Source organism: Roseimicrobium sp. ORNL1 (assembly GCF_011044495.1).
GTDB lineage: Bacteria > Verrucomicrobiota > Verrucomicrobiia > Verrucomicrobiales > Verrucomicrobiaceae > Roseimicrobium.
Map to the genome: position 1 here is coordinate 6,028,084 of NZ_CP049143.1, position 12,858 is coordinate 6,040,941.

Consider the following 12,858-nt stretch of genomic DNA (forward strand, 5'->3'; position numbering starts at 1 on the left):
ATGTTCCGCTACCCGTCGCTTGTTAACGTAGCTATCCTGCTGGGTTCGTTGTTGCTTAGTACCCTGTGCACCTGGTTCCTGGTCCGGTATCAAGGCAGATGGGGCGTCGATGCCCCCGATCAAAACCGGAAGCTGCATGAGAAGCCCATCTCACGACTCGGTGGTTTGGGGATCTTTGTCACTCTCTCCGCTGGATTTCTCATCATGGAATTGCGATTCCCGGATTTTCTCGAGCGCTGGGCTCCGGTCGTCATTTCCAATTGCATCATGTTCGCCATCGGCTTCGCGGACGATCTCCGTCCCTTGGGGGCAAGGTTAAAGCTGGTCGGCCAGTTGGGTACAGCGACGATTCTCTACTCTCTGGGAGTGTCCATTGACGAACTTTCCAACCCCTTCGGCGAAGGACACTTCCCACTCGGATGGTGGAGCCTCCCCGTCACGCTGCTGTGGTTCATTGCCGTGCCGAATATTGTAAACCTCATCGACGGCATGGATGGTCTGGCCACGGGGTTTGGCCTGTTCCTCTGCATCACCCTCGCTTTTGTGGGCCACTATTCCGGCAAGCCGGAAGTGGTCACGGTTTCCATGATCATGGGCGGGGCTCTCGCCGGCTTTCTGATCTTCAATTTTCCGCCCGCTCGCATCTTCCTGGGAGACGGCGGTGCCTATTTACTGGGGTTTTTCATCGCCTCAGTTACCGTCTTCACCTCCAGCAAGGGCTCGGTGATTGCCTCTCTCCTGGTGGTGATTGTCGCCTTGGGAGTGCCCATTCTTGACACGCTTTTCGCCATCATTCGCCGGGCTTTGATGGGTGTCCCACTATTCCGGGCGGATGCGGAGCATATTCACCACCGGCTCATCCTGCTGGGTTTCAGCAAAGCCAGAGCGCTGATAGCCATCTACGCGGTTTGCCTCGTACTGGGCGTCGTGGGTATGAGCATCTTCTGGAGCAGGGGGCTTTCCTTGCCCATTGCGGGGGCTGCGCTGGTTCTTTTGGCGCTCGGATCCGCCCGTTATCTGGGTTACGTCAAAAGCTGGCGTGATGTCCGTGCGCAACTCAACATGGCGCTCGCACGTCGAAAGGACATGCTCTATGCGCAATCCTATGGACGCGTGCTGGAATGGGAGGCGGAGCGTTGCAAGGACGCCGAGGAATTCCTTTCTCTGTTCTGCCTGGGGATTGATCGGTTGGAACTCAAGCGAACGAACGAGGAAGGATTTGAAGCCATCACCCTTCCGCTCGTCACGGGTCTGATGTGGAAGATCCATGTTCCAAAGACATCCCAAAGCAGGGATCGCTGGATCGCTGTCGCTGAAAATTTGATCCCCGCGCTCAATCATGCCACGGAGCGGTGGGGAGCCCTGCCGGGGCTCTCCTTTACCAGCCCTCCGACTGTGCCCAGCGCTACGGTGGCATCCTCTCGGTAGAATCCAGTAGTTGAACATTTACCGTGCTACAGAAACAACGAAGACACTCGAGAAGGGTCCGCCGGAAATCGGAACAGGCGGAGGAGGCGGACGTTCTTTCCTCTGCGCTCCGGGAGGAAGACGCATCCGCGGCTGGCACCGTGCAGCCTTGGTTTTGGCTGGTCCTCTCCGTGCCCGTGGCCGCAATCTCGCTGTGCGGTTCCCGGGAGCCCTGGGCCATGGGGTTGGTGGCGGTATTGATGTCTCTTTGCTACGTGCTGCGACCTCCCGCACGCCACCTCAGCCGCGTGCTTCTGGGCTTTCTGCTGGCAGTTCCGGTCCTGTCTCTGGCTGCCTTCCTTCCCATCTCAAAATCGACCCTCCCTTTCTGGCGTACCGCTCTTGAAAACGAGCATGGGATTCACCTGGGAAATCTGCTGACTGCCCAACCCTTGATTACCTTTGAGGCTTGGGTGGGCCTGACCATGGGTCTGCTTTGGCTCATCTACTGCCTCGGTCAAAACTTCGGAAGGCAGGAAAACCGGGTCGCTCTCCAGTTCTTCACGCTCTTCATCGCCCTCCTGGCAATGATCGCCATCGGCCTGCTCTGGTCGAAGCGGGAGATTCCCTTGTGGCGGTTCGAATGGGCAGTGGGATACTTCGGCCCCTTCCCAAATCGAAATCATTTCGGTGGGTTGCTCGCCATCGGCGCAGTGATGGGCTTCGCAGCGACCTACGATGCCATCCAGCGGAGAAGGATAGCCGTGGGATGTACCTATGCACTCTGTGTGATTCCCATGTTCGCCGCCATGCTGCTGAATACGTCGCGCATGGGCGTCCTCCTCTTCTTCGCAGGACTGAGCTTGTGGATGGGCCTGGCCACTTCAAAAAGATACACCAAGGCCCAGGTCGCCGTCGCACTCTCCATCCTGTTGCTGTTGGCATCAGGTTTCATCCTGTTTGGCAATACTGTCATCTCCCGAGTGCTGGGAGAAAGCGCGCTGGCGAAGATCGTCACCTCGGAGGGGCGCATTGGAATCTATCTGGACACCCTCAGGATGATCTCCCTCTCCCCGTGGCGTGGTGTCGGCCTTGGAAACTTCGAGCCCGTATTCTCGATGACTCGAGAAACGATGGATACCGAGAGTCGTGCGCTGCATCCCGAGAGTGACTGGCTCTGGCTCACCTCGGAAACCGGTCTGCCATGCATCCTGTGCGCCCTGATTGCTGCCATTCTTCTTGCTGTTGCGCGCGGCCCTTGGAGCAAACGTGGGAAAATGACCAGCCGCGGCCGGCGCCTCGCCATCAGTGCTGCGGTGGCGGCCCTCATCTTCCCGGCACAATCGCTGGTGGATACCCCCCTGCATGGCATCGGCCCCGCGTCCCTCACGGCGCTGCTCATCGGTCTCGCCGGCATCGGGGAGTCTACCGAAGCCGAATCGCAACGCAGGAGTATCCCAGGACTCTGGCCGGGGCTTGGCCTTGCTGTGGGCGGCATCGGCCTCACCCTATGCATCACCAGCCTCACCGGTTCGCCAATCACGCACAGAGCCAGATTTGCCCAACTCTCCCGCGAAGCAGCGCGACTGAAGAACTCAGGAGACCACGCCGCAGCCCTGCAGACCTGGAACAAGGCAGCGGCCCTCAAGCCGCTGCAGTGGAACATCTACTATGAAAGAGCCGCGCTGAAGCTGGCACAGGGCTACTCCTCCCAAGAGGCCCTCGCTGATTTTTCCCGTTCCCGATACCTGGAACAGACGTTCGGACGCTTGCGCATGAGCGAGGCAGAACTCTGGTTCCAGTATGATCCGCCCTACGCCATTCCCGCGCTGCGTGAAGCCATGGAGCGGGATCCCACCCGGGCATTTTCCTTCTACGGTTCTGCGATTCAACAGTTGCCAGCCAATCCCGAACTCAGGCCGGCGATGCGTTCACTGGCCACTGCGCCCAGTCTTCAGTTCCTCTACCTGTCCGCGTCCACGGGCGACGAATTCACGTCCGCACTGAAGGAGTTTCTTGCGAGGCACCCAACACTCGAGGGGCTGAAGGGGCCCGACCGCTTGAGGCTTTTCCAACTGTGGTATGAACGCGGCTCCGCTGCGGAGCTCATCCAGCAGTTGGATGGACATCCCGATTGGCTGCGTGATGGCTGGCCTGTCGTTGCCGAACACCAGGCCAAACAAGGGAACTTTGAAGAAGCCTACAAACTGGCTATGGCGCACACGCGAAAGCCATCGCTTCGCCCCCGCACCAACGACGCGTCACAGGACAGTCTCCGCAGGCTCTTCCTCCTCAATCCGCAAGACCCTCTTGCAGGTCTCGACCTCTATTGGGCCCAGAAAATGGCCGGGAATCGTGGTGGCGCCCTCGCCACCCTGCGTGAGGTCGTCCAATTGAAGAATGCCCCGCCAGCAGTGCACTGGGAAATGGCAGCCTTTCTGGCGGAGGATGGAGACTACCTCCACGCATGGAGCGCGTTGCAGGAGTATCTGCGCCGGACCGCCTCCGGGTCCTAGATCAAGCTGTAAGACAACCTCCATTCTGAAGGCCTGAAGCCGACTGTGAATCCACAGTCGGCTTTTTCGTTCCTGGCAGGAGCCCTCTGCGCAACCACTTCACCCCTCCAAAGCCCTGATGCCTGCCGTCTGAACGAGCACATTCGCGGCACTTATTCTCAAAAACGAGAGATATGCTTTGACGAAAATCTTTGCTATTGTTAACATTTCTTGAAATTTCAGAGCTCACCTCTCAACTTCTCCTCTCATGGCAAAAGTGGTAATCACCGATGACGAAGCGGCCATTCTTGATCTGATCACCAAGTTCTGCCGTGGTCAGGGTCATGAGGCCATTCCCTGCCAGACCGGGATCCAGGGGCTGGCAGCCATCCGTGAACACAAGCCGGAGCTCTTGATCGTGGATTTGCGCATCGGCGAGACGGACGGCATGGAAATCATCAAGCAATCCCGCCACGAGTCGCCAAGTACCGCCATCATCATGATCACGGGTCATGGCAGTGTGGAGACCGCGGTGGAGGCCATGCGCTTGGGCGCATTCGACTACCTCACCAAGCCTTTCGAACTCCCGGACCTGAAGCGCACCATGGATCAAGCGCTGGGTGCAAAGGGCGTCACCGCACCGGTCGCCGCCTCTGCGTTGCCCCAAAGTTCGAAGATCATCGGAGGCAGTGCTGCCATCCAGCGCATCCTGGGCATCATCCATCGCGTGGCTGACAATGACAGCCCTGTCCTTCTTGAAGGCGAATTCGGAGTCGGCAAGCAGCTCCTGGCCCGCGCCCTTCACGAAGCGAGCAGCCGCAATGGTGGACCATTCAAGGCGATTCAATGCAGCGCCCTTCCCACGGATCTGCTGGAGATGGAGCTCTTTGGTCATGGCAGCCCCCAGAACAGCATCTTCACCCGCACACGCGGAGGCACCATTCACCTGGGTGAGATCGATCACCTGCCCATGCGCATCCAGGCGCAGTTGAATGCCTATCTCGATCATTCGCAACCCGGGATGAACGGCGGAGCAGGCCTTCCCTGTAGACTCGTCACCTCCACCACGGCGCACCTGGAGGATGCGATCCGCGCAGGAAAATTCCGCGAGGATCTCTACTACAAAATCTCGGTGGTGCCGGTGCTCGTCCCCTCTCTTCGCGACCGCCGCGAGGACATCCCTCTTCTGGTGGAGCACTTCCTGCGTGAACACGCCCTGCGCGTGGGCGGCTCGATGAAGAAGATCGAGCACTACGCCCAGGAGTTCCTTGAACGCTATCCATGGCCGGGAAACATCAGCGAACTGCGGAACTCCGTGGAGCGCGCGATCGCCATGGCGGAAGGTTCCACCATCAAACCCGCTGATCTTCCCTCCAAGGTAACGCAGAAGACGGAAGCTACCTCCTCTGAGGCAACCGCCGCTCCCGCCGAACCACGCACAAGACTGCCCATAGGCAGTACTCTGGATGATTACGTGCGCTCCCAGGAAAAGCTCTTCATCAACGAGACCCTCAAGTTCAACAACGGCTCCCGCGAGAAGACAGCAAGCATGCTGGGCATCAGCATCGCCACGCTCTATCGAAAGATGGAACTGAATGTCGAGCGCCGGACGACGACCTGAGCAACATCAGCGCAGCAGCTACCGTCATAGGTCGCTGTACAGGACCATCGCAAGTTCTGGAAACCCAGCGACCAGGAACCGGGAACGCCTTGTACCCGCTCCACTTGGCACTCGCTCACTAAAGCCCCAGCACTTCCTTCTGCCAGGGCATCAGGGCATCATCACCGTTGTTGCCACCGTTGAGGACCAGTTCCGTCAGCGTATCCCGTGAACCGAGCAGCGAGGGCTCAATGCCAAGCTTGCCAGCCTTTGCCTCACGCAGGGCACACAACTGCTCCACGCGGGCGCGTTCGTCATCCGTGCTACGCCGGTGATGGCGCCTCAAACGCTGGGGCCAGGTATCGGGATCACTCTGGCGCACCCGGTGCACGGCTGCCGTGAAGGTTTCCCGCCACTTCGGACGCCACCGGGGAGGATGCGTGGTCTTGCCTTCCTCCTGAAACTCCAGGGCCATGTTGATAAGCTGCTGGTTGTTCAGCACCTTGAACGGCGGCACATCCTTCTCACTCGCGGTGGTATCGCGCCACCACCACAGTTCCTTCAACATGGCGAGTCCCTTCGGCTTCAGGTTCCCCGAACCATTGATCCGCCACGCGTCCGTACGGTCCTTTTCTGTGCGCCCGAGCACGTCCTTCCGCAGTGCCTCACAACTCTGCTCGAACCAGGGACGTCTCTTTTCGCCATCCAGCTCGGAGAGAAGCCGGTCCACAAGGATGCCGAGATACCTCACGTCATCCACCGCATAAGCCTGCATCTTCTCAGGAAGCGGACGCTGGGACCAGTCGGCCTTCTGCGAGCTCTTGCACAGGGCGATCTCGCAGTAGTGCTGCACCAGTGCAGCGAGACCGAAGGCACGATGTCCTGTAAGGCGCGCAGCGATCTGCGTGTCATGCACGCGAGTTGGCGTCCAGGCACACTGACGCTTCAGCAGTGTCAGATCATAGTCCGCACCGTGAAGCCAGAGTTCCGTGCGATCCAGCAGCGTGAACAGCAGAGATAGATTGCTGCACTTCAGCGGATCGATCAAAAAATACTCCCCGCCGGCGGCCAGCTGCAGGAGACACAACTTTTCCGAATAGTGATGCAACGAGTCCGCCTCGGTATCCAGAAACGCCCGGGTGTACTCTCCACGCTCCAACTTCGATGACAGTGCATCGACGATCGAAGCCAGGTCCTCGTCCGTATCAATCCACCGAAAACTGGCTGGCGGGTTGGGGGCGGAATCCATGGAGCTCGGGCTGGTAGCAGTACGATGAGCCGGGGACGAATGCTGCACTACTTTTCCCGAACCTTGCTTTTTCCCGGATGATTGCGGCGACTGTTGCCGGCCACCGCGTCGCGGACGATCACCATGGGATGCGGGCTTTTTTTCATGCTGAGCTGGGGAGGGCGCCTTGCCCTCATGAGAGCCAGAGCTGGCCCGTCCTGCCGATTTGGAAGCGGCAGGCTCATCTTTCCCCAGCAGACGCTTCAGCGTTTTGCCAGGGGCGCTTGCGAGGGCCGCCAGCGACCGCCTCAGCAACGATTGTTTCTTCATCAGCGCAGTCCCGAAAGCAGCAGCTCCGCGTTGCTCTTGCTGCGCTCGATGTTTTTGATGAGATGTTCCAGCGCCTCAAATGCCGGCACGCTCGCAAGCTGCTTGCGGATGATAGCGATGCGCTTGAACTCATCCGGGTGGTACAGCAGGTCGTCGCGGCGCGTACCTGACTTCAGCACGTGGATGGAGGGGAAAATGCGGCGCTCGGAGATCTCGCGATCGAGGCTCACCTCCATGTTGCCGGTGCCTTTGAATTCCTCGAAAATCACCTCGTCCATGCGGCTCTCGGTTTCCGTCAGAGCTGTGGCCACGATCGTCAGTGAACCGCCCTCGTCCACCTTGCGCGCTGCACCGAAAAATTTCTTCGGCTTCATGAGCGCCTTGGCGTCGAGACCGCCCGACATCGTACGGCCCTTGCCGCCTAGCATGGCGTTGTAGCCACGAGCCAGGCGGGTGATGCTGTCCAGCAGGATCACCACATCACGGCCCATCTCCACGAGCCGCTTCGCACGCTCCAGCACCAGCTCCGCGACCTGAGAATGCCGCTTGGGCGCCTCGTCAAAGGTGGAGCTGAAGATGTCGGCATCGACGCTCTCTTCAAAGTCCGTCACTTCCTCAGGACGCTCGTCCAGAAGCAGGATGATGAGGGAAATTTCGCTGTGGTTCGCCTTGATGGAGCGCGCAATGTCCTTGAGGAGCATCGTCTTGCCCGAGCGGGGCGAAGCCACAATCAAAGCACGCTGGCCTTTCCCAAGCGGGGCTACCAGGTCCACCACGCGGCTGCTCACGCTGGGATTCTTCGCCTGCTCCAGAATGATGCGCTCCGAGGGGAACGTGGCCGTCAATTTATCGAAATCCGCCGGTGTCTGCCACTCGTCAATGCTGCGCCCCTCAACCTCGGTGATGCGCTCGATCGCCAGGTATTTCTCCTTGCTGGTGGGCACCTTCAAGCTGCCCTTGAGGAGCTGACCCGGACGGAAGCCGAACTTCCTGATCACGAAGATCGGCACAAAAATGTCCTCCGGCAGAGGCATGAAACTGTGCTTGGGATAGCGCAGCAGACCATAGCTCTCCTGCTGCATTTCCAGGAAGCCTTCCACATGCACCTTGGTTCCATGTTGAAGCAACCAGGCGGTGAGCTCGGCAATCAACTGGTGCTTGGTCCGGCTTCCATTCACGCGCCATCCGACCGTGGCTGCAAGAGTCTGCAAGGCCCCGATGCTCATGGCCTGCATTTCATTCACGGATGCCTCTTCTGGGAAAGGTGCCTCAGCCTTCAATGCTCCCTTTTCAGCGGCCGCCTGGCCATGGGGACCAGCCGGCTTGGCACCATTAGGGGCGGGTTGTTCTGGAGAGGGGGCGGTCACTTCGGCATTGGGGGCCGTAACGACGGTTTCAGCCGCTGCTTCGGTAGGGGCCGCAGGGGTTGCGGGCACCTGCTCAGCGGAATCCGTGATGTCTTCACTTACCATTGTCGGTATCGAGTTGTTGCAGAAGTAGCTGGGCTTGAAGCTTTAAAAGTTCGGAGGAACCTTCGTTCCAAATCACTTTATTGGCTGCTTCCAGTTTTCGTGAAAGCGGCCACTGGGCAGCGCAGATACGCTCGGCAGTCGCCACGTCCAAGCCACGCTGGCCGGTCAGTCGTTCCATCTGTACCGTGGTGCCAACAGCAACCACGATCACCAGATCAGCCTGATAGTCATAGGCAGATTCGTAGAACAAGGGGACTTCCGCAATCAAAAGTTGAGCCTTTTTGACCCCAGCCGCCTCACGCAGCTTTCCCAGCTCCTCACGTACCAGGGGATGAAGGATGCCCTCCAACGTCCGGCGTAGACCTCCACCTTCATCCCGGAAAACCACCTCACGCAGCTTGGGCCTGTCAATCCCACCTTTGGCCCCCAGGACCTGGGAACCGAAGGTGGCTGCGATCTTCTCCGCCACGTCAGGCCGGTCCAGGAGCTCATGGACTGCCCCGTCACTGCTGAAGAGTTCCGCCCCGTCGGCGAGCTCGTGCAACAGCTTGGCAAAGGTGGATTTCCCCGATGCCGCCCCTCCTGTAACAATCCAAGTTTTCATCTCAAAAGCGAAGGGCGACCTAGTGGTAACCAGGCCGCCCTTGCAAGTTAATGATAAAACATCTGCCCAACTACGGATTCATGGGAAGAGGCGGCGCCTGGGTCACAGGAGGCGGAGGAAGAAGCGGAGTCGCTGGGATTTCGGGTTCAACCTCAATGACAGGCTTGCGGATGCGCTCGCCGGAGGGGTCAATCAGGTTGGCCGTGACGAACACCATCAGATTGCGCTTGAAGTGATCTTCCGCCTTGGACTGGAAGAGACGACCCAGAATCGGGATGTCACCCAGAATCGGCACCTTGTCTTCCACGTCCTGCACGTCTTCGCGGATGAGGCCGCCCATGGCCACCGTCTGGCCGTCCCAGACCGTCACGGCCGTGGTCACCTTGCGGGTGGAGAAGACGGGCTGCTCGATACGGTTTTCCGTCAGCACGAGCGTCGTCGGGTTACCGAGGGCATCCGTGGAGGAGGTGTTGATCGGGCTGCCGTAGTTGATGAAGCCTTCGAACTCGGTCACCTCAGGAGCGAGGTTGAGGTCGATGGTGTAGCCGTCCGGACCAATCACGGGATCCACTTCCATGCGCACACCAACGGGGCGCATTTCGAAGGCCGTGGGGGTCGTGGGCGTCACCGGGAAGGTGGAAGCACCACCACCACCACCGATCGTGCCGGTGGTAGCACCCACCGTCTGGGGAATTTGGGGCGGATCGAACTCAGTCGGGTAGATGAATTCTCGGATGACTTCCACGGTGGCACGCTGGCCGGAACGGGTGGTCACGCTCGGGGCGCTCATGAGGTCCACACCCTTCTTCTGGCTCAAGGCGCGGATGACAACCTGGAACTGCGGGTCGGTGAACACGCCGGACACCGCGAAGACGCCGGGAGCCAGCGTAGAAGCGAGGTTCTGCGCATTGAGCAGGCCGTCGATGGAGTCGGGGGTGATGGCGATGGAACCACTGCGGTTACCGCGGGTCAGCGGGTTGACACCCACTGGCAGCGAGCCAGCACCAGGGTACACGAAGGGGAAGTCTCCACCAGCCACAGGGCCGGAAGCAGAGTTACCAACGGTGCCGCCGGAACCAAAGACGCGGTTGCCCATGTTGAAGGGGCCAAGGAGCCAGTCGAAGCCCAGCTCATCGGTGTTCTTCTGGCTGACTTCCACGAACTTCGCGGTGATGTAAATCTGGCGCGGAGCGGTGTTGATCAACTGCTCCACATAGCTCTCGACCAGATCCAGGCTCGGCTGGGTGTTCCGGACGATAAGCTGGGAGGTAGCAGGGATGAAGGTCGCCGAGGCGCCATCGGGGAACGGAATGCCGTTGGCCTTCAGGATTTCCAGCGCTGTGGGCTTGGCTCCAATGCCGCTGGCCGGAGCCCCACCCGCGGGAGCGAAGGGATCTGCAGGTGCTGCGGGAGCAGCGCCACCGGCACCAGCTTCGGAGCTGCTGAGGAACGTCGGCGGCACCTTGAAGGTGCGCGTGTACATTTCGGTACCAACGTCAGAGATGGGCACCACCACGACGGCGTAGGGCTCCACCTTGTACTTCATGCCACCCAGCTCGGTGATGTAGCGCAGAGCTTCGGACATCGGCACGTCCTTGAGGTCAAGGCTGATGGTGGCCGTAGAAGGCGCAGTGCCCGGCTTGATGATCAGGTTCACGCCCCTCTTGGCAGGGTCGCGCTCGATGGTGTCGTAGTCCTTGCTCTTGATGCGAAGGAATTCCACGGCTTCTTCCACACTGGCACCAGCGAACTGCACCGTCGGGAAGATGATTTTGGACATTTTGTCCACGTAGTAAGCACCGGGCGAGGTGGTCACGCCGTAAGCGAGGCCGGCATTCTGCCCAAGGTTCACCGGAACTGGATCCTCCCAGCCGCGGTTCACCTCATTAAGCATCTTGGCGCGAGTGTGGTCGCGAGCGGTGTCAAAGTAGTCAGCGCGCTGCTGTTCGGTTGCTTCCATCCCGCGGCGGGCCGCCTTGTTGTAGGGGTCCTTGCGCAGCACGTCCTGGAAGGAACGGTTCGCAGCATCAAAGTTGCCAAGGTTGTAATAGCTCCAACCCATCTGCAGCCCCTTCTCCACATCCTTCACGCGCTGGACGTGTCCAGGGGTAAGGGCGATCTCATAACGATCCGGATCATCCAGGCGCTTGAGAAGAACCTCCGCCTTTTCGCAATCGGGGTGGCGGGCCAGTGCGTCATTCAGGAGCGCACGAGCGTCATCAAAACGGCCATTTTCCGCACGTTCACCGGCAAGGCAGACCGCGGCTTCGCAATACTTGGCATTTACCTCATCGCGAATCTGCTGCGTCATTGCAGCGATGGGGAGAAGTTCAATGGCGGTGCGATACTCATTGAGCGCGCCCTCGCAGTCCTTGTCCTTCATGAGGAGGTCACCCTTGTCAATGGCAGCCCTGGCGTCTGCCACGCGCTGCATGCGGCGGGCCATTTCGCGCTCGGCAATGCCGGACACGTTTCCCGAACCGCCGGGCCCCGCTACGGCCGCGGAATACGGCATGGCAACGGCGAGGCAAAATAGCGCGGTTTGCTTCATGGGCTTTGATCGTTTTTTACGAGTGATCATGTGAGGGTTGGGAGAGATGGGAGGTCGAATTGTCAGAGCTTATTCAAGTCGAGGGCTCTTTGGCGAGACTAAATTTGAAAAAATGAATGATTGGCTCAGTTGGGGCGGGGTCAGCCTCTCTTGATGAGAATAGGCTTGGATTCGTCCACTTCGCCCGTGGCGCTGACGGGGGCCACGTGCACACTGTCTTCGTTTATCTTCAGCACCTTGTAGGTGGTGGCCTCAAATCCGGGGATACGGAATTGGTCCCCTTCTTTCACCGGCGGCAACGTCACCGCTGGCGTGCGCAGGCGGAACTCCATTTTTGCCTCATACACTGCCAGATTCACCTCCTGTTTCATGACCAGCACAATCTCCTTGCCCGTCACCAGTTCCTTGACGGTCAACTCGGAAGAATCCAGCTCGCCAAGACGGGGGTCCGGCACGGTCTTCTTCTCGAATTTGGTCGCCAGGAAGCGCTCACCGGTGGAGCCACCGAAGCTGCGAGCCTTCGCATCCGGGTTGCCCGTGGAATCCTTGGCGTCTGGATCCACAAACCAGTTTTTCCGCTTGGCCTCGTTCGGCGTGGCCACCTGGAACGGCGGCGAGCTGGACCTCAGCGTGATCTTGTAGTCATTCGAGATGCGCTCAACCAGGAACAGCTTGTCCGTGATCGGCGGGAAGCTCTTCGGATCCCTCGGGTTCGTCGGAGGCTGGGCACTGAATTCCTCCAAGTTGCTGAACCCATCATTATCCGGGTCCTGCTCACCCACGTTGGGGAGGAGGTACTGCAGCTCGTACTTCACGAGAAACTCGTTCGTCATCGGCTCGCGCAGCTTCGGCTCGGGCAGGGCCAAATCATAGATTTGGTCATTCCTGAGGACGAGGAGCACCGACTTGTTCAGAGGCACCTTCTTGTTGGCGCGCACAGGGGCGACCCAGTGCACCGGCGGGGTGACGATGTTCTTGATGGCAGCCTCCACCCTTTCCACCGGGGGCAGATCGCGTTCATTCTTCTTGGTGACCGTCTTGGTCTCCAAGGTGGTGGCAAAACCCAAGGCCTGGTAGATGAACCAGCCGCTGACAGCCAGTGCCACCACTGCCATCAGGCCCAGGATGACGCGCTCGTAATTGCTTTGTTTCTTCTGCATGACGGAACAAC

8 protein-coding genes are annotated in these 12,858 nt (G+C 59.5%); 3 read left to right on the top strand and 5 right to left on the bottom strand.

Features of this window, described 5'->3' with window-relative positions:
• The 3 genes from G5S37_RS24240 (at window position 1) to G5S37_RS24250 (ending at window position 5,523) form a co-directional block, all read left to right on the top strand.
• A complete protein-coding gene (locus G5S37_RS24240; RefSeq protein WP_165207433.1) occupies window positions 1–1,428 on the top strand; it encodes an MraY family glycosyltransferase in 1,428 nt (475 codons plus the stop codon).
• Between the two features lie 170 nt (window positions 1,429–1,598).
• Window positions 1,599–3,923 carry an O-antigen ligase family protein gene (locus G5S37_RS24245; RefSeq protein ID WP_206026125.1) on the top strand — a complete coding sequence of 775 codons (2,325 nt, stop codon included), beginning with the start codon at window positions 1,599–1,601 and terminating at the stop codon, window positions 3,921–3,923.
• A 247-nt stretch (window positions 3,924–4,170) separates the two neighbouring features.
• Window positions 4,171–5,523, top strand: a complete 1,353-nt coding sequence (locus G5S37_RS24250; RefSeq protein ID WP_165207435.1) for a sigma-54 dependent transcriptional regulator — start codon at window positions 4,171–4,173, stop codon at window positions 5,521–5,523.
• 118 nt (window positions 5,524–5,641) lie between these two features.
• Here the strand turns inward: G5S37_RS24250 and G5S37_RS24255 are convergent, their stop codons facing one another.
• The 5 genes from G5S37_RS24255 to G5S37_RS24275 form a co-directional block, all read right to left on the bottom strand.
• Window positions 5,642–6,751: an HRDC domain-containing protein gene (locus tag G5S37_RS24255; protein WP_165207436.1), complete on the bottom strand. Its 1,110-nt coding sequence runs from the start codon at window positions 6,749–6,751 to the stop codon at window positions 5,642–5,644.
• 308 nt (window positions 6,752–7,059) lie between these two features.
• Window positions 7,060–8,532: a transcription termination factor Rho gene (gene rho / locus G5S37_RS24260; RefSeq protein WP_165207437.1), complete on the bottom strand. Its 1,473-nt coding sequence runs from the start codon at window positions 8,530–8,532 to the stop codon at window positions 7,060–7,062.
• Window positions 8,522–9,136: a dephospho-CoA kinase gene (coaE, locus tag G5S37_RS24265; protein ID WP_165207438.1), complete on the bottom strand. Its 615-nt coding sequence runs from the start codon at window positions 9,134–9,136 to the stop codon at window positions 8,522–8,524. The genes rho and coaE overlap by 11 nt, the downstream gene beginning before the upstream one ends.
• Window positions 9,137–9,206: 70 nt before the next feature.
• Entirely contained in the window at window positions 9,207–11,687 is a 2,481-nt protein-coding gene (locus G5S37_RS24270) for an Amuc_1098 family type IV pilus outer membrane protein (RefSeq protein ID WP_240914704.1), read from the bottom strand.
• 140 nt (window positions 11,688–11,827) lie between these two features.
• Window positions 11,828–12,847, bottom strand: a complete 1,020-nt coding sequence (locus G5S37_RS24275) for an Amuc_1099 family pilus-like system protein (protein WP_165207439.1) — start codon at window positions 12,845–12,847, stop codon at window positions 11,828–11,830.
• Window positions 12,848–12,858 lie beyond the last annotated feature (11 nt).